The following is a 21183-nucleotide window of genomic DNA, read 5'->3' as shown; positions in this document are numbered from 1 at the left end:
ATGTACGTTTATCGCATACTGCTGTTCTTGGTGTTTGGCGGCTATTTGCTTTCGCCGTTACTGATGGACGGCTGGGGAGATCCAAGCGTTGCCTGGTACCGCCCGTTTGCTATTTGGGGCGGTCTGATCGCGCTTACGCTATGGCTTGAGCAAAAAAGGAAGTTAGATGAGCGTTGAGCTTTTAGGAGTAGTACTGCTGGGCCTAGGGTATCTTGCCTTACTGTTTGCCTGCGGCATGGCCGTTGAGCGTGGCTGGGTACCCGTGCGCATTACGCGCCACCCTATTGTGTACACCCTGGCGCTGGGCGTATACGCCAGCGCGTGGGCAATCTATGGCAGTGTGGAACTTGCGTCGAAAGCAGGCTTTGGCTACCTGGCATATTACCTCGGTGCAGCCGGGGCTTTTCTGCTGGCGCCCGTTCTGCTTGTGCCTATACAACGCATTACGCGTACTTACCAGCTCTCTTCACTCGCAGATCTATTTGCGTTTCGCTACCGATCTCGCTGGGCAGGAACCCTGGTAACGTTGATCAGTTTACTAGCCGTGATGCCACTGCTTGGCATCCAGGTGCAAACCTTAAGCGATGCGGTCTACTTGCTCACCGGCAGTCGCTATAGTGCAGCGGCTACCCTACTGTTTTGCGGTGTGATCGCAGGCTGTGCAGTGTTGTTTGGCGCACGCCATAGCCACCGACATCGTCACGACACACTACTCAGCGTGATTGCTTTTGAGTCGATCATTAAACTACTGGCGATGCTTGGGCTAGGTGCCATTGCACTGTGGTGGGTATTTGATGGGCCTCACGGATTGCAGCAGTGGTTAGAAGGGCCTGGAGCCGCAGTCCAAGCAGCAACGCCACAACTTGAAGCCCCCCAATGGCGCACGCTGCTACTGCTATTTTTTGCCGCTGCATTCATGATGCCGCACCTGTTTCAGATTACGTTTGCAGAAAGTCTTTCTCGCCACACCCTGCTCCAAGCCAGCTGGACGTTGCCGCTTTTTTTACTGCTAATGGCACTTCCAGTGCCTTTAATCTGGTGGGCAGCACAATCGGCAAATGAGACGGTTCCTGTTGCAGCCTACGCCGCCTTCTTGATGTCAGAACATTGGTGGGTGGGTGCGCTAGCCTTCATCGGCGGCCTTGCCGCCGCCAGTGGCACCATGATGATGATTGCACTGGCTCTTTCAGGCATGGTGCTAAACCACGTGGTGCTAGTGGCTCGCCCTCCGGAGGCACGCAGCGATTTATACGGCTGGCTGCTATGGCTTCGTCGCGGCTTGGTCGTCGCTGTGATTGCGGGCGGTTGGCTATTTGCAGAAAGTGTCGGACGCTACCATTCGCTGACAAACCTGGGGCTCGCTGCATTTGTAGGCATGGCGCAGTGCCTACCCGGCATGCTGGCATTACTATACTGGCCCGGCGCGAACCGAAAAGGCATGGTCGCCGGGCTTATGAGCGGCATCATCATTTGGCTGTGGGGTTTATGGTTGCCACTTTTGTTCGAGCTACCCATGCTCTCGCTGCCCCTCACCCCTCTGATGTCTGCGGATGCGCCCATCTGGTATAACGTTACCCTTGTTTCTTTAGCCGTTAATATTTTACTGCTAATCATTGTGTCGCTATTTACCCGCATTTCAGAAGGCGAACGCTCTGCAGCTGAAGCGTGCTCCGTAGATGCAGTCATTCGCTCAAAACGCCTACCACTGGAAGCAGCTACGGCGGGAGACTTCCCCACTTACCTTGCCCAAGCATTGGGAGATGAAGCGGCCAGCCGTGAAGTTGACCGCGCACTAACAGCGCTAAACCTGACACCTCAGGAGCGCCGTCCCTATGCACTGCGCCGCCTGCGCGACCGAATCCAGGCTAATTTATCTGGTTTAATGGGACCTTCCGTCGCACGAGATATTGTTGATCGTTACCTGCCCTACCGCCACGACGATGCACCGGTCACTGACGATATTCATTTTGTTGAAAGCCGCCTTGAAGCTTACCGCTCTAGGCTCACTGGGTTGGCTCGCGAGCTGGATGGCTTACGCCGTCATCATAGGCAAACGCTAGCCTACTTGCCCGTCGGCTTATGCGTGCTGGGCGACGATGATGAGCTGTTAATGTGGAATGAGGCGCTTTCATTACTCTCTGGGATTAGCGGCGATAGCGTAATTGGCTCACGCCGAGATAGTCTGCCCCCACCCTGGCCTAATTTACTAGGTAGCGTACTCAACGCGAGCCATACGCCGTTGTATAAACAAGCAGTATCATTACATGACAAGGATTACTTCCTCACCCTTCATAAAGCGGTGTTAAGCGGGCACGACAGCCGTGGCGGCAGCGTGATTTTGGTAGAAGACCATACTGAAATGAAGTGGCTAGAAGAGGAACTTGTCCACGCAGCGCGTTTGGCATCCATAGGTCAACTTGCGGCGGGCGTGGCACACGAAATAGGCAATCCCATCACGGGCATTTCGTCACTGGCTCAAAACTTGCGCTACGATACCGATGACCCCGCGCTACTGGAAACCGCAGACCAAATACAACAGTTAACCCAACGAGTCACCAAGATTGTTAACTCGCTGGTCGGTTTTGCCCACGGTGGCCGACAGACCTTGCCACTGCCGGCATCCCCCGCCTCGCTCTCTACCATTAGCGAAGACGCGCTACACTTGATCCATTTAGCGCGCTCGGGGGAGGATGTAAGCTTTACCAATGGCTGTCCGGATGACATCGTGGTGCGTGGCGATGCTCAGCGATTAACCCAGGTCATGGTCAACTTACTGAGCAATGCCAAAGATGCCTGCGATGCTCAGGGCACGGTTCATATTGAAGCAGGCAAACAGGCAAGCCATGCTTGGTGGCGGGTCATCGATGATGGCCACGGCATTGACCCAAGTGTGAAGCATCGCCTTTTCGAGCCGTTCACCACGACCAAGCCTGCGGGCCAAGGAACAGGGCTTGGGCTCTCGTTGGCCTACCAAATTATCAATGAGCACCAAGGCAAAATAGAGGTTGCGTCACCACCTCCAGGAAAGCCTCGCGGCACTGCCATTACGCTTTGGCTACCGCTTTACCAACAGGATGATCACCTACCTCATGCCCAGGATACTGATTGTTGAAGATGAAGCGATTATTCGCAGCGCTTTAAAGCGTTTACTCGAACGTCACAGCTACACCGTCAGCGAAGCGGGCAGCGTAGAAGAAGCACGAGAGCTGGCGCCTAGCGAATTTGATCTAGTGATTAGTGATCTGCGTCTGCCAGGTGATCCTGGCACCGCCTTAATTGAGGCCGCAGCACCCTCGCCAGTGCTAATTATGACCAGCTATGCCAGCATGCGCTCGGCAGTCGATGCACTTAAGCAAGGGGCTGTGGACTATGTTGCTAAACCATTTGATCATACCGAGCTTTTAGAAACCGTCGAGCGCATCCTGCATAAGCAGTCGATGCAGCAAGGCACGCCTCCGGATATCACTGATGAAGGAGGTGGGCGTCAAACGATGATCGGCAATTGCACGGCGATGCAGCAGGTTTACACGCGCATTCGCAAAACAGCCCCGGCAGACGTTACCGTGCTGATTCAAGGAGAATCCGGTACAGGTAAAGAGCTCGTCGCTCGAGCCATTCACCAGCAAAGCAAGCGTGCTAAAGCACCACTGATTTGTGTGAACTGCGCGGCAATACCTGAGACGCTGATTGAGTCAGAACTTTTTGGGCATGAGAAAGGGGCGTTTACCGGCGCTAGCGCTGCTCGAACGGGGTTGGTCGAAGCCGCCGACGGAGGCACACTATTTCTGGATGAAATTGGCGAATTGCCACTGGATGCCCAGGCGCGACTGTTACGCGTACTCCAGGAAGGTGAAATCCGCAAAATAGGCTCCGTCGAAACACGTCATGTGGACGTGCGCCTTATCGCCGCCACCCATAGGGACTTGCGTGCTCTGTCAAAAAGCGGGGAATTTCGACTAGATCTTTACTATCGCCTCAACGTTATGCAGATCGAACTACCACCGCTGCGCGACCGTGAAGAGGATGTATTGAAGATAGCCGATATCCTGCTAGATAAAGCGTGCAAACGTCATGACCGACAAGGGCTTCGTTTGTCACGAGCCTCCCGCCAGGATCTACGCGACTACCCCTGGCCAGGTAATGTACGAGAGCTTGAAAATGCGCTGGAGAGAGGTGTGATTCTCGCCGAAGGGCATTTGATTCACCCTGACGACTTAGGCCTGGGCCCTGTTACCAACCGACCTCACTCTTCTGCAGGTAACGGCTCCGCATTAGCAAATGAATCTTCAACGCCTAATGGGGATGACGACGATCTTTCCCTTGAGGATTATTTTCAGCATTTTGTGCTGGAACACCAAGATCAAATGAGCGAAACCGAGTTAGCCCAAAAACTGGGGATTAGCCGTAAAAATTTATGGGAACGGCGCCAGCGCTTAGGCATTCCACGTAAAAAAACCGCACGCCGCCCCAATTAGGCGGCGGCAGTGCGTATGATTAGCCTCTCACACCCCGCTCTCTACGACTAACGTCCAATAGATTGATTTTCATAAGAAATATCCAAAATCTTCCCGCCAGTCACTGTTACCTTCCCACACAACACACACCCAAAATCCATTAAAAACGGGTAACACTATAGGTTGCGATTAGTTCCCTGGCATAGTCAACAAACCCCAAGCCTATGAAAATAAAAGAATAAAGAATGGGTGGCACAGCAAGTGCAATATTACTGGGCAAGAAGAACAAAATGGGCAGCGCGGTCGTCGCCAACAAAAACAACATGACACCGCCCCAACCTGAGCCAAAACAAAAATAACAGGGCCAGGCAGAGATCATAGTACTAACAAGAACAACAGGCTTGAGTCTCACGACTTGCTAGCGCTAAGCAGAATAAGCGCAGCGAACAATAACAACAGTCAGCAAGTGCCCAAAAAGGACGCGACGTACACAAAGAATCTGCTTGCTAACAAAAATAACAGCAGCATGTGTGTACACCCCGGAGCCAATAACAACAAGCCGGGAGAAAAAAGTTCGCGGTTGGATTATTGTTTTGAATACGAGGCGGTCGGAATCAGACTGGTTCTCACGCCTACCGACTGCGGTGCGTATTCAGGGCGATGTGCCATCATGAAGAAAAACAGCAGCATGGACGCTGATTGTCTGCTTTATAGGGGAGGCTCTTGTAGCCTCCCCTTTCCGCGTTTAGAGCGGTTGTCTTTTACAAACCCTGCTCGAATGCTTTGCAAGCCTTAAGGGGTCGGCTACACTCAGCAACTTACCGCTAACCTTGCGGTTATTTTTTCGCTACGTTTCTCGATACCGTTTTCGATACCCTGCGAGTCGATATCGCCGCATGTTTAAAGGATTTACCCGTTTATTACATAGCCCGGGAGAGCACTTGAAATCCCTGCTCGATTCCCCAGAGAGCGCCGCTGATGCGCTCAGTCCACGTATTATTCCGCGCTCCGAGCACCCTGTTTCTCGTCAGCAAATCAGCGAGGCCGCGTTAAAGGTGCTCTATCGTCTAAATGGCGCTGGATTTGATGCCTACCTGGTCGGCGGCTGCATTCGTGATGCATTGCTGGGCAAAATGCCGAAAGATTTCGACGTTGCCACAAATGCAACGCCGGAACAGGTGCGCGATCTGTTTCGCAATTCACGGCTGATTGGTCGGCGCTTTCGTATTGTGCATGTGCGCTTCGGCCGTGAAGTCATTGAAGTCACCACGTTCCGCGGCAAGCCTCAGGATGAGCACGGCGATCATATCGCTCAGCAGTCTGACGATGGCCTACTATTGCGAGACAATGTGTGGGGTAACATCGAAGAAGACGCCCTACGCCGCGACTTCACCGTGAATGCGCTTTACTACAATATCGCTGACTTCACGATTCATGATTTTGCTAATGGCGCGCGTGATATTGAGTCGCGAACGCTGCGACTGATTGGCGACCCCGTTACCCGCTATCGGGAAGACCCAGTACGCATGCTGCGTGCGGTGCGCTTTGCGGCCAAGCTTGATTTCACCATTGAGCCAGCCACTGAAGAGCCGATGTACGATCTGGCACCGCTGCTACTGCAAATTCCTCCCGCCCGTTTGTTTGATGAAGTACTCAAGCTATTCATGTCGGGGCATGGCTTAATTACTTTTCGCTTACTGAGCCATTACAACTTGTTTGGCATGCTGTTCCCCGAAGCGGAAGAAGCCATGGCGGATGCTGCTTGGGCCGAAGATCTGATTGAACAAGCGCTCACTAATACCGACAAACGTATTGCGGAAGGTCGGCCAGTTACGCCAGCCTTTCTGCTAGCCGCTTTTTTGTGGGCGCCAGTGGCACACCGTCAAGCTGAGCTTGAGAGAGAAGGCATGCCCGCAATTCCGGCGCTGCAAACTGCCGCCCAACAGGTCGTGACTCGTCAGTTACAGCATATTTCGATTCCCAAACGTTTTGGCATGCCCATGCGCGATATTTGGGAGCTACAGGCGCGCCTTCCTCTACGCCGTGGCAAACGGGCATTTCAAACCCGCGAACATCCACGCTTCCGAGCCGCCTACGATTTGCTGCTGTTGCGCGAACAAGCAGGTGAAATACCGCGTGGCTTAGGCGATTGGTGGAATGCCTTCCAGCAAGGTGATGAGCACGAGCAACTTCGGCTTCTGCAAAAAGTAGGAAGTGATCCGGCAAGCCAGGGGGACCGTCGACGTAAAAAACGACGCAAACCACGTAAAACAGAGCAGTAAGAACACAATGTCACTTGCTTATATTGGCCTAGGTAGCAATCTGGATGACCCCGTCAACCATATTCGCCAAGCCTTACGAGAACTGGACAAACTGCCTCTTTGCCAGCTTGTGGCTCAGTCGTCCTTATACGCTACACGGCCAATAGGGCCACAAGACCAGCCCGACTTTATTAACGCCGTGGCCGCCCTTGAAACTACGTTTTCTCCGCTGGCACTACTGGACCAGCTTCAAGGGCTAGAACAACGCCACCGTCGCCAGCGATTACGTCACTGGGGGCCGCGCACGCTGGATTTAGATTTACTACTTTACGATCAAGACACGATCGCGCGCCCTAGGCTTCAGGTTCCTCATCCCCATATGCATGAGCGCGCCTTTGTATTAGCGCCTCTTGAAGAACTGGTGTCTGCTACTCAATCAGAGCCAATAGTGCTTTACCAGCAGCCGCTTGCTGAGTGGCTAAAGCACCTTGAGCAAAGCGGGATACAACGGTTAAACAATCCAAATGTCACCGTAACTGCTACCGTCTGACACAAATCTCGACACCAAGCCCCCATTCAGGTAACAATTGCCAGTTACGCCACTTCACGCTTGCAAGGATGCAACGTTAATAATGGTCGGCTGCCCACGTTGCATCGGCCCACTTAGACACTACGAGAGCACGCCATGAAAACCGTCACCCTGAGCACTCTGCAGGCGTATAAGCGCGCCGGCGAAACGTTCAGTTGCCTGACCGCTTACGATGCCTCTTTTGCCCATGCCGCCAGCGCTGCAGGCGTTGATGTTCTGCTAGTCGGCGATTCCCTAGGCATGGTCTTACAAGGGCACACTAGTACGCTTCCCGTGACTATTGAAGATATTTGCTACCACACACGCTGCACGGCGCGTGGTAAAGGCCATAGCCTGTTGATGGTGGATTTGCCATTTATGAGTAACGCCACCACCGAACGCATGCTAGAAGATTCTGCCGCATTGATGCGTGCTGGCGCTGAACTGGTAAAAGTCGAAGGCGAAGCATGGATGGCCGACGGTATACGTGAGATGACCCGCCGCGGCGTTCCGGTATGCGCCCACCTCGGGCTAACACCGCAAACGGTCTATCAGTTAGGTGGTTATAAAGTGCAAGGCCGCGAAGCCGCCCAGGCCGAACAAATTATCAATGATGCTAAAGTGCTCGTTGAGGCAGGTGCTTCCGTGATATTGCTGGAATGTGTACCAGCCAGTCTTGGTAAAGCGGTAACTGAAGCCTTAGACGTCCCTGTGATTGGCATCGGCGCAGGCCCTGATACCGATGGCCAAATTCTAGTCATGCACGACGTGCTAGGCGTTACTCATGGCCGCACACCGCGCTTCGTCAAGAATTTCATGGCTGACGCTGAAAGCATTCAAAGCGCGTTTGCACACTACCATGAAGCGGTTAAAACCCGTACTTTCCCAGCCGCTGAACATTGCTTTTAAGCGCCAACTGGAACGACTACGACCCCTTTATGCGCACTTTACGAGATATCAACGAATTACGCAGCACGCTCCGCGAAGACCGCCAGCGTGGTCAGCGCATTGCCTTAGTGCCCACCATGGGCAACTTGCATCAAGGCCACTTGGCGCTTGTGGCCAATGCTCGTCAGCACGCTGACGTCGTCATTTCAAGCCTGTTCGTGAACCCAATGCAGTTCGGTCCCGGGGAAGACCTGGACGCCTACCCACGGACGTTCGAGGTAGACCAAGCGCAGTTGACCGATGCTGGCTGCGATATTCTCTTCGCCCCCACCGTCAGCGCGCTTTACCCCAATGGCCTGGCTGCCCAGACCCTTGTGCATGTCCCCGACGTAGGCGAAGGATTGTGCGGAGGCTCGCGCCCTGGGCACTTTGATGGCGTTTCTACTGTGGTCAGCATGCTATTTAATCTGGTGCAGCCGGATGTGGCTTGCTTCGGTGAAAAAGATTACCAGCAACTTGCGGTCATTCGTAAGCTGGTGAGTGATCTACACATGCCCATCAAGATTATCGGCGTACCGATTGTGCGCGCCGATGACGGCCTAGCGCTCTCCTCTCGTAATGGTTATTTAAGTGCGTCTGAGCGCGCAAAAGCCCCCATGCTATACCGCACCTTATGCGAGCTACGCGATGCGTTAGAGCAAGGCACCTCCGTCAAAGAGGTACTACAACAGGGTAAAACGGCACTGTATGATGCTGGCTTTACGCCTGATTACCTTGAGCTACGTGACGCAACGCTTGCTCCTGTGAGCAGCTCGACACGCAGTGCCGTGCTACTAGCAGCGGCTAAGCTAGGCCCAGCTCGACTTATTGACAACATCAGCGTGCAGCTCCCAAACGCTGCCACTGACACTAGCGCGTAAGCTAGTTTCGCTATTTAGGAGTGTCTATGCACACGATTATGCTTAAAGCCAAGCTGCATATGGCTCGCGTTACCCACGCGGTACTCAATTATGAAGGTTCCTGTGCTATCGACGGGGAATTGCTGGATATGGCCGGTATTCGCGAAAACGAGCAAATCCAAATTTATAACGTCGAAAACGGCGAGCGTTTCACCACCTACGCGATTCGTGGAGAAGAAGGCTCTAGGCTAATTTCCATCAATGGCGCAGCCGCGCATTTAGCTTCACCGGGACATCGGATCATTATTTGTAGTTACGCCCACTACTCCGAAGCAGAGCTTGAAAACCATCAGCCAGCGCTTGTCTATCTGCAAGAAGGCAATCACGTTAGCCACACCAGCAATGCGATTCCTGTGCAGTTAGCCTAAGCCAAGCAGTTGAGTAACCAGCTATTGTAAGCACCTATTTAACGGGCCGTTGATCGGCCCGTTTTTATTTGCCTAAAAAAGCGTATTGCCGCAACGCACAACCTTCCCCTATGCTGATAGATAAGTTTGACACAACATGCTAACAACAATGGATAGTCAGCTTCCCCTGAAGCCCCTGTCCTCACTCGGAACGTTGCGTTACTTACCCAAGGAGTCATCATATGCAAGACGTGGTTATTGTCGCCGCTCGCCGCACCGCCGTAGGAAGCTTTGGTGGATCACTCGCTGGCATTCCTGCTAGCGACTTAGGTGCATTGGTTATTAAAGACATTCTCGCCTCTACCGGCGTTGCCCCAGAGCAAATTGATGAAGTGTTGCTAGGCCAAGTACTGACTGCTGGCGTAGGTCAAAACCCTGCACGCCAGGCAGCTATCAAAGCTGGCCTGCCTGATGCCGTTCCCGCCATGACGATCAACAAGGTATGTGGTTCAGGCCTAAAGGCCCTACACTTGGCTACCCAGGCAATCCGTTGCGGTGACGCCAGCGTTATTCTGGCAGGTGGACAGGAAAACATGTCTGCGTCCCCCCACATCCTGCCTAACTCGCGTAACGGTCAGCGCATGGGCGACTGGAAAGCAATTGATTCCATGGTTCACGATGGCCTGTGGGATGCATTCAACAACTATCACATGGGTATTACCGCGGAAAACCTAGCGGAAAAATACAGTATCACTCGTGAAGCGATGGACGAATTCGCAGCGGCCTCTCAGCAAAAAGCCGCACAAGCCATCAGAGATGGTAAATTCAAAGGCCAGATCGTTCCTGTGGAAATTCCGCAGCGCAAAGGCGATCCAGTGGTGTTTGATACTGATGAGAACCCACGGGAAGTTACCGCTGAGAAGCTAGGTGGTATGCGTCCGGCGTTCAAGAAAGACGGCACCGTTACCGCCGGTAACGCCTCATCCTTAAACGATGGTGCTGCAGTGGTGATGCTTTGCTCAGCAGAAAAAGCCAAAGAACTTGGCTTAGAGCCACTGGCGCGTATTGCCGCTTACTCTAACGCTGGCGTTGACCCCGCAATCATGGGCATTGGCCCAGCCCCGGCCACCCGCCGCTGCCTCGAAAAAGCTGGCTGGAGCCTGGACGACCTTGACCTAGTAGAAGCTAACGAAGCATTCGCTGCTCAAGCGCTTTCAGTCAACAAAGAGTTGGGCTGGGATGTCAGCAAAGTGAATGTTAATGGCGGCGCGATTGCCCTCGGCCACCCGATCGGTGCCTCTGGCTGCCGCATCTTGGTCAGCCTACTGCATGAAATGATTGCGCGTGATGCTAAGAAAGGCCTAGCCACCCTATGTATTGGCGGTGGTCAAGGTGTTGCACTAGCGATTGAACGTCCCTAAGCCCCTCGTTTAGTGCGCTCAAACGTCATGCCCCCGCTACTTAGCGGGGGCATTTTTGTTAGCTTAATTTTACGGCTTTTTTAAGGACTAGCGACGCTTCTCCCCTACAATGCTCGAAGGCGTTCGCCATACCAGTAAAGCCCCAAGCAAAAACAGCACTGATGCCGCCCACATAGCAATCGGTAGGCTAGTGCCATCGACGATACGACCACCAAACATGGCCCCTAAACCAATTGACATATTAAAGGTAAAGGCCATCAGTGCGGTAGCAGCCTCGGTATTAGGTGCCGTACGTATAATCCAGGTTTGAATACTGACTGATACGCTGCCAAAAACAGCACCCCACACCATTAGCAGCAGTACGCCGCTGGTAGGTTGAACTCCCAGTAGCGGGAAAATAGCCACAACTAACAATAAAAGACTAGGAATGGCCAATACCGCCCGATAAGGGTGACGCCCAGCAAAGATACCTGCCGCGATATTACCCAGGATACCGGCCGCCCCGTATAGCAGCAGCAAACTGCCAACATGGCGCTGAGCTACGCCGCTAATTTCCTGCAGGATGGGGCTAATAAAGGTATAAGCAGCAAAGTGCCCAACAACAACAAAACCAGTGGTTAACACCGCGACTCGCACACCACGGTTGCTAAACTGCTGCGCTAACATACGCAATCTTACTGGCTCTCTTGGCGGTAGTGGTGGTAGCCAACACCATAGTGCAATGGCGGTTAAAAGACTCAGCCCTCCTAGCGCTCCAAACGCCACCCGCCAGTTGCTAAGATCCCCAAGTAGCGTGCCTAGTGGCACCCCCAATACTGACGCGGCGGCCACACCACCGAAAATAATCGTCATGGCCTTGGCAACCTGATCGCTGGGCACTAGCCTTGGGGCAATACTTCCCGCTATGGCCCAAAACCCGCCGATACTAATGCCCACCAACACACGAGCTGCCAGTAGTAACCCAAAATTGCTGGCCACGGCTGAAAGTGCGCTGCCAATCACCATCACAATCATCATCAACGTGAGCATGATGCGTCTATCTAATCGGCCTACCGCTACCGGCAACAGCGGCGCAGAGAAAGCGGCAACCACCCCCGGTACAGTAACCATAAGACCCGCCATACCTGGCGTGACACCCATTGATGACGCTACCTGGGACAATAGCCCTATAGGTAATTGCTCAGCTGTCACCAATAAAAAAATGCCGATCATCACGGCCACCACCGCCCACCAACGCGGCGCTTGCTCCTTCTCCATGGCTCTCTTCTCTTTTCTTATACTTCCTATAAAACGACACCGCCCCCGCAACTAAAAGCTGCGGGGGCGGTCGTTACGTCTGCATCGCTTTAGTTAGCGACATCCGCCTCGGCAGCGGCAAATGCTGCTTTCTCTTCCTCGGTGATCTCTTTAATTGAGAGTTTCACACGATTGCGGTTGTCGATATCCAGTACTTTCACAATCACATCATCGCCTTCATTTAAGAAGTCGCGCACGTTGTTAACGCGCTCGGCAACAATTTGCGATATGTGAACCAAGCCGTCGGTACCCGGCATGATGTTAACGAAAGCACCAAAGTCCGCAATGCGAACCACTTTACCGTTGTAAAGCTTACCAATTTCAGCTTCTGCGGTAATTGCGAGCACGGTATCGATCGCTTTTTTGGCAGCAGCTTTATCTTCGGCGTAGATGCGAACGGTGCCATCATCATCTAGATCAATAGAGGCGCCGGTATCTTCGCAAATCTTACGAATCGTCGCGCCGCCTTTACCGATCACATCACGAATCTTGTCCGGATCAATTTTGATTGTCGCCATAGACGGAGCATTCTCCGACACATCGGTACGACTTTGACTGATCACGTCGTTCATCTGAGCAAGGATACTGAGGCGAGCATCATGAGCCTGCTGCAGCGCTTTCTCCATGATCTCTTCATTGATGCCCTCAATCTTAATGTCCATCTGCAGAGCAGTAACGCCCTCTTCAGAACCGGCAACTTTGAAGTCCATATCGCCCAGGTGGTCTTCGTCACCCAGGATGTCGGTCAATACCGCATAGCCGTCTTCATCTTTTACCAAGCCCATAGCAATACCTGCCACCGGTGCTTTTAACGGCACACCAGCATCCATCAGCGCGAGTGAGGAACCGCACACTGACGCCATGGAGCTAGAACCGTTAGATTCAGTGATTTCCGATACCACACGGATGGTATAGGGGAAGACGTCTTCTGATGGCAACATCGCTTGAACGCCACGGCGAGCTAAACGGCCATGGCCGATTTCGCGGCGCTTCGGACCGCCCATAAAGCCTGCTTCACCAACACAGTAAGGAGGGAAATTGTAGTGCAGCATAAAGCGGTCTTTACGCTCACCTTCCAAAGACTCGATCAGCTGCGAATCGCGCAGGGTGCCCAAGGTCGCAATGGCGATGGCCTGGGTTTCACCACGGGTAAATACTGCCGAACCGTGTGTCTTAGGCAGTACACCCACCTCAATCGCTAGAGGACGTACAGTGGCATTGTCGCGTCCATCGATACGGGGCTCGCCTTTTACGACACGAGAGCGTACAACGCGCTTTTCAAGGCCAGCAAACGCACCTTTCACGTCATCTTTGCTGAACTTACCTTCTACTTCTTCGCCTTCAGCAGCGGCCAACTGTGCAACCGCTTCATCTTTCAGCGCTGACAGCGCATCTTGACGAGCCATTTTGTCAGTAATGCGATAAGCATCACCTACTTTGGCTTCAAAGGCATCGGCCATGGCCGTTTTCAGTGCTACATTTTCCTGAGCGGGCTGCCAATCCCAACGCGGTTTGCCAGCTTCAGCGACCAGCTCTTTAATCGCGCTAACGGCTACCTGCATTTCCTGGTGACCAAACAGCACGGCACCCAGCATTTCGTCTTCAAGCAGTTCCTGGGCTTCCGACTCCACCATCAGTACGGCGTTTTCGGTACCGGCAACAACCATGTCCAGCTCTGATGTAGTCAGCTCTTCAACGGTTGGGTTTAGGAAGTAGCCCTGCTCTTCATTAAAGCCCACACGTGCCGCGCCAATCGGGCCGTTGAACGGCACACCAGCAATACCCAGCGCTGCTGAGGTGCCCAGTAGGGCTGCGATATCGGGGTCATGATTACGATCAGTCGACAGAACAGTACAGATAACCTGCACTTCGTTCATAAACCCTTTAGGAAATAGCGGACGGATCGGACGATCAATCAGACGCGAGGTGAGGGTTTCTTTCTCAGTAGGGCGCCCTTCGCGCTTAAAGAAGCCGCCGGGGATTTTGCCAACTGCGTAAGTTTTCTCTTGGTAGTGTACCGAGAGTGGGAAGAAAGGTTGATTGGGGTTCGCTTCTTTTTTGGCCACAACCGTACACAATACGACGGTTTCATCCATGGTCACCATAACGGCGCCAGTGGCTTGGCGAGCAATACGCCCAGTTTCTAGAGTGACGGTGCTACGACCGTATTGAAACGTTTTTTTTACCGGATTCACGGCGACTTCCTTTAACATTAATATCTACTTGTCTTTTCGCTTGGGTCGTTTTGACTCGCCACCATTCTAGGCGCTGTGGCGCCATACGGCTACCAGAAACAAAAAAACGGGCAGCCCACAAGGGGCTGCCCGTTTTTGATCGTTGCCGTTAACGATTAACGACGCAGACCTAAACGCTGAATCAGAGACTGATAGCGTTCAAAATCTTTACGCTTTAAGTAATCCAGCAGCTTACGACGCTGGTTTACCATGCGGATCAGACCACGACGAGAGTGGTGATCCTGCTTGTTGGTTTTGAAGTGGTCCTGCAGGCCGTTAATATTGGCGCTCAGCAGTGCAACCTGAACTTCAGGGGAACCGGTATCGTTATCGCCGCGGCCGTATTCGTTGACGATCTCGGCCTTCTTCTCAGCGGTTAATGCCATCTGTCTCTCCAGTAAGCAATATGCCTAAAATTGAATGGGTGAGACCACGCATATTTGCAGTCTCATGCAACTATCTTCACGTACAATTTTCGCGCAAATCGCTACGTCCTTGCAACGCTTTACGAGATAGCAACGGTACTTAACAGTCGCTTGGGAGCTACTTCCTGCGCCCCTTTTACAACGCCAAGGCCGATAAACGTCTCAGCGTAATAAAGTCTTGCCAGCGTACCAGGCTCAAGCACACCAATGGCTAAGCTAGCCGTTTGACCGTGTGCCAGGCGCCCGTAAGCCGTTTCATCCACCGTCAGCGACGGCAAATGATCGACCAGCACATCCGCAGGCATTAGTTCAGCCTCCCGGGTGACTTGGTCTGCCAGTGCCTCAAGACCTTCCAGTGTCCACATTGCATCGCCGGTAAAGGGCCCTGTTTTGAGCCTTCTCAACTGGCTAATGTGGGCTCCACAGCCCAGCGCATGGCCAATATCTTCAGCCAAGGTGCGAATATACGTGCCTTTGCTGCAGCTGACTTCCATCTCAAAGGCCGTGCCCTCGAAAGCAAGCAGCCGCGCATCATACACGCTTACTCGCCGCGCTGCACGCTCAACGTGCTTACCCTCACGGGCAAGCTCATAAAGCTTTTTGCCTTGATGCTTCAATGCTGAATACATCGGCGGCACTTGGTCAATCTCGCCGTGAAAGCGAGCTAGGACTGACTCGACATCCTCAGTCGTTAAACTGGGAATCTCTCGCCGCTCAATGACCGTACCTTCAGCATCACCGGTATCTGTGATCACACCCAGTTCTACACGGGTGCGATACATCTTATCGGCTTCTAACAGGTGCGCGGAAAACTTAGTGGCCTCCCCAAGGCAAATAGGTAACAAGCCTGTTGCCATAGGGTCCAGCGTGCCGGTATGACCGGCTTTTTGCGCCTCAAACAGACGACGCACACGCTGCAGCGCATGGTTGCTGGAAATGCCCTTAGGCTTATCCAGCAGCAATACGCCATTAACCGGCAATCCGCGACGGCGACGTGCCATTAGCGCGTCTCCTCACCATTGCCATCGTCGCTACCCTCTTCATCATCCTGTTGACGTGCGCGGTCAGTTGAAACCGCTTCGTCGATCAGTGATGAGAGGTGCTGGCCACGCACCACGCTTTCATCGTAATGAAAGCGCAGTTCAGGTACGTGACGCAGCTTAATACGTTTGGCAATTTGGCTTCTTAGAAAGCCTCCAGCGCGCTTTAGCACCTGCAGGTTTTCTTTGATACGCGCGGGATCTTGCTCACCCAATAAGGTGACATAGATATCGGCGTAGCCAAGATCACGGCTAACGGTCGCGCCGCTCACCGTTATCATGCCCAAACGCGGGTCTTTCACTTCGCGCTGGATCAGTACTGCCAGCTCCTTTTGGAGCTGGTCAGCAACTCGGTCGGTACGCTTAAATTCGCGCATGATTGCTCCTCGCGGCCTTACAGGCTGCGCTCGACCTTCACTTGGTCAAAGACTTCGATCTTATCGTTGACCTGAACATCGTTGTAGTTCTTCACGCCGATGCCGCATTCCATGCCATTACGCACTTCTTGAACGTCATCTTTGAAGCGGCGCAGCGACTCGAGCTCGCCTTCGTAAATCACAACGTTGTCACGCAGTACACGGATACGCTTGCTGCGCGATACGGTGCCTTCGACAACCATACAGCCAGCCACTGCACCAATTTTCGGTGCGCGGAACACATCGCGTACTTCGGCCACACCCACGATCTCTTCTTTCCACTCGGGAGCAAGCATACCGCTCATCGCCTGCTTAACCTCATCGATCAGCTGGTAAATAACGCTGTAGTAGCGTAGATCCAGACCTTCACGTTCGATGATTTCACGAGCAGCGGCATCAGCACGGACGTTGAAGCCGACGACGATAGCCTCAGAAGCAAGCGCCAAGTTGGCATCAGTACCGGTGATACCGCCAACACCCGAGGAGACCACGGCAACTTCAACTTCACCGGTGGAGAGTTCTTCCAGGGCGCCTTTGATAGCTTCCAGCGAACCTTGAACGTCGGCTTTCAGAACGATGTTGACCTTGGCCACTTCGTCTTGGCCCATCTGGCTGAACATGTTCTCCAGCTTGGCCTTCTGCTGACGTGCCAGGCGCACTTCGCGGTATTTGCCTTGACGGAAGTTAGCCACTTCACGGGCTTTCTTCTCATCGGCAACGACCATGAAGTCATCACCTGCATCCGGCGTGCCATCCAAACCTTGGATTTCGACCGGCATAGCAGGGCCAGCGGTATCCACTTGCTTGCCCAGCTCATTGGTAAGCGCACGAACGCGGCCATAATGCAGACCCGCAAGGACGATATCGCCTTTCTTCAGCGTTCCGTTCTGCACCAGAACGGTGGCTACCGGACCGCGGCCTTTATCAAGACGCGATTCAACAACAACACCTTTACCTGGCGCAGAAGGCACAGCCGTCAGCTCAAGCACTTCAGAAACTAACTGAATAGCTTCCAGCAGCTCTTCGATACCTTCACCCGTATGTGCAGACACATGCACAAACTGGGTATCGCCGCCCCACTCTTCGGAGATCACGCCATGCTGCGAAAGCTCGTTCTTAATGCGATCCAGATCGATGCCCTGCTTGTCGATCTTGTTCACCGCCACCACCATGGGAACTTCAGCAGCTTTGGAGTGTTCGATCGCTTCAATCGTCTGGGGCATTACGCCGTCATCAGCAGCAACAACCAGGATAACGACGTCGGTCGCTTTAGCACCACGGGCACGCATTGCGGTAAACGCCGCGTGGCCAGGGGTATCCAGGAAGGTAACGCCGCCGTGGTTGTCTTCCACGTGGTAAGCACCGATGTGCTGGGTAATACCACCCGCTTCGCCAGTGGCGACTTTCGCGCGACGGATATAATCCAACAACGATGTTTTACCGTGGTCAACGTGACCCATAACGGTGACCACAGGTGAACGGGTGATCTCTTCGCCTTCATAGGAGATGCCTTCGAGCATTTCCGTTTCCAGCGCATCGTCCTTCACCAGCTTGACCTTGTGTCCCATCTCTTCCACAACGATAGCCGCTGTATCCTGGTCAATCGTTTGGTTGATGGTCACTGCCGCGCCCATGTTGAACATAGCCTTGATCACTTCATTGGCTTTGATCGACATTTTGTCGGCCAACTCAGCAACGCTGATTGACTCAGGGATAGAGACTTCACGGACGATCGGCTGAGTCGGCTTTTGGAAAGCATGCTTGCCGTTGCCACTCTGGCTGGCACCACCACGACGACCGCCGCGACGTTCGGCACGTTTTACTTTCTTACCGCCGCCACCGCGCTTACGCTCTTCGCGATCACCACGATCATCCTCATCATCACGGCCTTTTTTCTTAGCCGCTGCCTTTTTGGGCGGCGCTGTACGACGATCCGTTCGACCTTCTTTCGGCGGCGCAGGCGGCAAATCATCAGGTGCTGGGGTATCGTCGATTTGAAGCTCAGGCACAGCGATTTCGGGCACTTCAGCCGCTTTTGCCTTGGCTTTTTCTTCCTCGGCTTTACGTGCGACATCTTCTGCTGCTTTCGCTTTAGCCGCTGCCGCCTTCTCTTCAGCTTCGCGAACATCGCGAGCTTTACGCTCGGCTTCCGCTTCTGCCATATCACCTACCAGCTGACGCGGGCCAGAGTGCTTAGGCTCAGGTGCCTTCGGCTTATCGTCTTCAGCGCTCTTAACGTACGTCTTCTTCTTACGCACCTGCACTTCAATCGTTTTTCCGCGCTCGCCTGTTTTAATACGGCTACGTGTCTTGCGCGTCAGCGTAATGCGGTTTTTGCTAGCATCGCTGTCACCACCGCCATGACTTTTTTTCAAAAAGCTTAGCAGCGTTTGCTTGTCATCTTCCGACACAGCGTCGCTTTCTGACGCATGCTTTAAACCAGCTTCTTTCATTTGTTCCAATAGGCGGGGCACATCACGGCCCACCTTTACTGCAAAATCTTTAACTGTCATATCTGACATAGTGACCCTCCTCAGCCCGTGACCTTTTACTGTGTGTTCGAATCCGATACGCCATCGTCTTCAAACCAGGGCGCACGGGCAGTCATGATCAGTGCCGCTGCGCGCGCTTCGTCCAACTCCTCGATATCGACCAGATCGTCGACAGACTGCTCGGCGAGATCTTCCATGGTGACGATGCCTCGGCTAGCCAGAATGAAGGCCAGGTGGCGCTCCATGCCGTCCATATCCAGCAGATCGTCTGCTGGTTGGGCACCGTCTAGCGCTTCCTCCGAGGCAATGGCCATCGTCAGCAGCTCGTCTTTCGCTCGTGCACGCAGCTCTTCCACCAAATCTTCATCGAACTCTTCGATTTCGAGCATCTCTTCAAGCGGCACGTAGGCAACTTCTTCCAGGGTGGTAAACCCTTCTTCTACTAATAAGCGGGCAACGTCTTCATCCACTTCTAAATGCTGAACAAAGGAGTCCACCAAGCTATCAATTTCCTGCTCACGCTTTGACTCAGCTTCATCTTCGGTCATCACGTTAATGCGCCAGCCTGTTAGCTCAGAGGCTAAGCGCACATTCTGGCCACTACGACCAATGGCCTGAGCCAGATTATCTTGAGCAACGGCAACGTCCATGGCGTGAGCATCTTCGTCCACCAGGATAGACGCCACATCCGCAGGTGCCATGGCATTTATCACCAACTGCGCCGGATTGTCGTCCCACAGCACAATATCGACACGCTCATTTTGCAGCTCTGACGACACTGCCTGTACGCGAGAGCCGCGCATACCAACACACGCCCCAACAGGATCGATGCGGCGGTCGTTAGTTTTAACGGCGATTTTGGCCCGTGAGCCAGGGTCGCGCGCCGCACCTTTGATTTCAATCAGCTGTTCCGCAATTTCCGGGACTTCAATTTTAAACAGCTCAATAATGAACTCAGGACAGGTGCGTGACAGCTGTAGCTGGGCACCACGCGCGTCAGGATCAACTTTTACTAGCAATGCGCGTACCCGCTCATTCATGCGGTAGCGCTCACCGTGAATCATTTCGTTACGCGGCAAAAACGCCTCAGCATTTTCACCCAGGTCAATAATCAACCCGTCACGCGTGGTTTTCTTGACAATACCTGCCACCAACTCGCCTTCGCGGTCAGCGTACTGACGAACAACTTCAGCGCGTTCAGCTTCACGCACCTTTTGAACGATAACCTGCTTTGCCGTTTGCGCAGCGATACGGCCAAACACGGCATTTTCAATTTTTTTCTCAACCACATCACCTAGTTTAAGCGGCGGATCACGCTGCTCAGCGATGGTTTCTTTAATTTCATAATCAGGTGTTTCAAATTCGTCATCTTCGACAACGGTCCAGTAGCGGAACGTATCGTAGTCGCCCGTGCGGCGATCGATATGGACGCGCACATTGGCTTCTTCTTGATCAAAACGCTTGCGTGACGCGCTAGCTAGCGCGGCTTCAACCGCTTCAAAAATAACATCGCGGGGGACGCCTTTTTCGTTAGAGATCGCGTCCACGACCATTAAAATTTCTTTACTCATGCGTTTGCCTCGCCAGAAAACCTGTCCTTTTGTGCATCATCCCGGCAGCCTGCCGGAAGCCGCCACCCGTTTATTCGTCGAATTGCGGGACGACGTGCGCAGAATCGATGCTTTCGATTGGAAAACAGTACTCTTCGCCATCCAGCTGTAGCAGTACCTCATCGCCTTCGACACCAGCGAGAAGGCCTTGGTATTTACGCCGTCCATCAAAAGCCACGCGCAATTTGAGCGCAACGTGGTGGCCTTGATAACGAATAAATTGATCCAGGGTATATAAGGGACGTGCCATACCAGGCGACGAGACTTCCAAGCGGTATTCGCCAGGAATAGGATCTTCCACATCCATAACGGCACTGACTTGGCGGCTAATATCAGCGCAGTCTTCCACGCTGACGCCGCTTTCGCGTTCGATATAAATCACCAGCCGCGAATGCTTGCCCTGGGAAAGATGGTCGATGCCCCATAGCTCAAAACCCATGGCGGCTACGACAGGTTCGATCAGCGCGTGAAGCGCAGCGTGTTTTGTGGCCACAGACAAAGCTCCTATAGCCGTTGCATCAGGCACCTGGCCAGGAGTTGAATGAAAAGCTAGGTGGCTGATTGGCGTTACCCGGAAATGTGTCTCTGGCAATTCGGAAGACATCCGCTCTGGAGACACTCTTGGCTCTCGAAAAGCTACTAACAAAAAGCCCCTTCACAGGAAGGGGCTTTTCGAAAGAAACCTGTAATACCACCTAATAACATGACTAGGCCTTCGCCTCTGCCCAACAAACATCAAGATTAACTAACATCAAGATTTCTAGGCAATCAA

17 protein-coding genes are annotated in these 21183 nt (G+C 53.2%); 9 read left to right on the top strand and 8 right to left on the bottom strand.

Annotated elements, in window-relative coordinates; genetic code table 11:
• From B6A39_RS18950 to B6A39_RS01750, 9 genes are all read left to right on the top strand, one after another.
• A complete protein-coding gene (locus B6A39_RS18950) occupies nt 1–177 on the top strand; it encodes a hypothetical protein (RefSeq protein ID WP_009723722.1) in 177 nt (58 codons plus the stop codon).
• Entirely contained in the window at nt 167–3112 is a 2946-nt protein-coding gene (locus B6A39_RS01785; RefSeq protein WP_083000745.1) for an ATP-binding protein, read from the top strand. The genes B6A39_RS18950 and B6A39_RS01785 overlap by 11 nt, the downstream gene beginning before the upstream one ends.
• On the top strand, nt 3090–4475 hold the full coding sequence (locus B6A39_RS01780) for a sigma-54-dependent transcriptional regulator (RefSeq protein ID WP_083000743.1): 1386 nt from the start codon (nt 3090–3092) through the stop codon (nt 4473–4475). The genes B6A39_RS01785 and B6A39_RS01780 overlap by 23 nt, the downstream gene beginning before the upstream one ends.
• Nucleotides 4476–5350: 875 nt before the next feature.
• Entirely contained in the window at nt 5351–6736 is a 1386-nt protein-coding gene (pcnB, locus tag B6A39_RS01775) for a polynucleotide adenylyltransferase PcnB (RefSeq protein ID WP_009723726.1), read from the top strand.
• Between the two features lie 7 nt (nt 6737–6743).
• Nucleotides 6744–7265, top strand: a complete 522-nt coding sequence (folK, locus tag B6A39_RS01770; protein WP_083000740.1) for a 2-amino-4-hydroxy-6-hydroxymethyldihydropteridine diphosphokinase — start codon at nt 6744–6746, stop codon at nt 7263–7265.
• Between the two features lie 135 nt (nt 7266–7400).
• Nucleotides 7401–8192: a 3-methyl-2-oxobutanoate hydroxymethyltransferase gene (panB, locus tag B6A39_RS01765; RefSeq protein WP_083000738.1), complete on the top strand. Its 792-nt coding sequence runs from the start codon at nt 7401–7403 to the stop codon at nt 8190–8192.
• A 29-nt stretch (nt 8193–8221) separates the two neighbouring features.
• Nucleotides 8222–9091, top strand: coding sequence for a pantoate--beta-alanine ligase (gene panC / locus B6A39_RS01760; RefSeq protein WP_083000735.1), 870 nt, complete (start codon nt 8222–8224; stop codon nt 9089–9091).
• Nucleotides 9092–9117: 26 nt separating this feature from the next.
• Complete coding sequence (gene panD, locus B6A39_RS01755) at nt 9118–9498, top strand: aspartate 1-decarboxylase (RefSeq protein WP_009723730.1); 381 nt, start codon at nt 9118–9120, stop codon at nt 9496–9498.
• 221 nt (nt 9499–9719) lie between these two features.
• A complete protein-coding gene (locus tag B6A39_RS01750; protein WP_030074109.1) occupies nt 9720–10898 on the top strand; it encodes an acetyl-CoA C-acetyltransferase in 1179 nt (392 codons plus the stop codon).
• Between the two features lie 87 nt (nt 10899–10985).
• Here B6A39_RS01750 and B6A39_RS01745 read toward each other — a convergent pair whose 3' ends face one another.
• The 8 genes from B6A39_RS01745 to rimP all read right to left on the bottom strand — a co-directional run bounded on the left by B6A39_RS01745 (nt 10986) and on the right by rimP (nt 20904).
• Nucleotides 10986–12155: an MFS transporter gene (locus B6A39_RS01745; RefSeq protein WP_083000733.1), complete on the bottom strand. Its 1170-nt coding sequence runs from the start codon at nt 12153–12155 to the stop codon at nt 10986–10988.
• 89 nt (nt 12156–12244) lie between these two features.
• Nucleotides 12245–14407 (bottom strand): polyribonucleotide nucleotidyltransferase, encoded by a 2163-nt coding sequence (gene pnp, locus B6A39_RS01740; RefSeq protein WP_083000730.1) that lies wholly within the window; start codon nt 14405–14407, stop codon nt 12245–12247.
• A gap of 137 nt (nt 14408–14544) precedes the next feature.
• Nucleotides 14545–14814, bottom strand: coding sequence for a 30S ribosomal protein S15 (gene rpsO, locus B6A39_RS01735; RefSeq protein WP_009723734.1), 270 nt, complete (start codon nt 14812–14814; stop codon nt 14545–14547).
• 119 nt (nt 14815–14933) lie between these two features.
• A complete protein-coding gene (truB, locus tag B6A39_RS01730) occupies nt 14934–15854 on the bottom strand; it encodes a tRNA pseudouridine(55) synthase TruB (protein WP_083000727.1) in 921 nt (306 codons plus the stop codon).
• Entirely contained in the window at nt 15854–16270 is a 417-nt protein-coding gene (gene rbfA / locus B6A39_RS01725) for a 30S ribosome-binding factor RbfA (RefSeq protein WP_083000724.1), read from the bottom strand. Before rbfA ends, truB begins: the two co-directional genes overlap by 1 nt.
• A gap of 17 nt (nt 16271–16287) precedes the next feature.
• Entirely contained in the window at nt 16288–18831 is a 2544-nt protein-coding gene (gene infB, locus B6A39_RS01720; protein ID WP_083000722.1) for a translation initiation factor IF-2, read from the bottom strand.
• Nucleotides 18832–18857: 26 nt separating this feature from the next.
• Entirely contained in the window at nt 18858–20372 is a 1515-nt protein-coding gene (gene nusA / locus B6A39_RS01715) for a transcription termination factor NusA (protein WP_030074115.1), read from the bottom strand.
• 70 nt (nt 20373–20442) lie between these two features.
• Nucleotides 20443–20904, bottom strand: a complete 462-nt coding sequence (gene rimP / locus B6A39_RS01710; protein ID WP_030074116.1) for a ribosome maturation factor RimP — start codon at nt 20902–20904, stop codon at nt 20443–20445.
• Between the last annotated feature and the right edge of the window lie 279 nt (nt 20905–21183).

The organism is Halomonas sp. GT, from assembly GCF_002082565.1.
In the GTDB taxonomy this organism is placed as follows: domain Bacteria; phylum Pseudomonadota; class Gammaproteobacteria; order Pseudomonadales; family Halomonadaceae; genus Vreelandella.
The sequence above is the reverse complement of the archived record's forward strand: the minus strand, read 5'-3'. Positions and strand labels throughout refer to the sequence as shown.

Bases quoted from the DNA above. Each gene is read 5' to 3' on its own strand.
- B6A39_RS01745 (WP_083000733.1), bottom strand. From the start codon at position 12,155: ATGGAGAAGGAGCAAGCGCCGCGTTGGTGGGCGGTGGTGGCCGTGATG.
- infB (WP_083000722.1), bottom strand. From the start codon at position 18,831: ATGTCAGATATGACAGTTAAAGATTTTGCAGTAAAGGTGGGCCGTGAT.
- pnp (WP_083000730.1), bottom strand. From the start codon at position 14,407: ATGTTAAAGGAAGTCGCCGTGAATCCGGTAAAAAAAACGTTTCAATAC.
- panB (WP_083000738.1), top strand. From the start codon at position 7,401: ATGAAAACCGTCACCCTGAGCACTCTGCAGGCGTATAAGCGCGCCGGC.
- B6A39_RS01785 (WP_083000745.1), top strand. From the start codon at position 167: ATGAGCGTTGAGCTTTTAGGAGTAGTACTGCTGGGCCTAGGGTATCTT.
- pcnB (WP_009723726.1), top strand. From the start codon at position 5,351: ATGTTTAAAGGATTTACCCGTTTATTACATAGCCCGGGAGAGCACTTG.
- folK (WP_083000740.1), top strand. From the start codon at position 6,744: ATGTCACTTGCTTATATTGGCCTAGGTAGCAATCTGGATGACCCCGTC.
- panC (WP_083000735.1), top strand. From the start codon at position 8,222: ATGCGCACTTTACGAGATATCAACGAATTACGCAGCACGCTCCGCGAA.
- rpsO (WP_009723734.1), bottom strand. From the start codon at position 14,814: ATGGCATTAACCGCTGAGAAGAAGGCCGAGATCGTCAACGAATACGGC.
- nusA (WP_030074115.1), bottom strand. From the start codon at position 20,372: ATGAGTAAAGAAATTTTAATGGTCGTGGACGCGATCTCTAACGAAAAA.
- rbfA (WP_083000724.1), bottom strand. From the start codon at position 16,270: ATGCGCGAATTTAAGCGTACCGACCGAGTTGCTGACCAGCTCCAAAAG.
- B6A39_RS01780 (WP_083000743.1), top strand. From the start codon at position 3,090: ATGCCCAGGATACTGATTGTTGAAGATGAAGCGATTATTCGCAGCGCT.
- B6A39_RS01750 (WP_030074109.1), top strand. From the start codon at position 9,720: ATGCAAGACGTGGTTATTGTCGCCGCTCGCCGCACCGCCGTAGGAAGC.
- truB (WP_083000727.1), bottom strand. From the start codon at position 15,854: ATGGCACGTCGCCGTCGCGGATTGCCGGTTAATGGCGTATTGCTGCTG.
- panD (WP_009723730.1), top strand. From the start codon at position 9,118: ATGCACACGATTATGCTTAAAGCCAAGCTGCATATGGCTCGCGTTACC.
- B6A39_RS18950 (WP_009723722.1), top strand. From the start codon at position 1: ATGTACGTTTATCGCATACTGCTGTTCTTGGTGTTTGGCGGCTATTTG.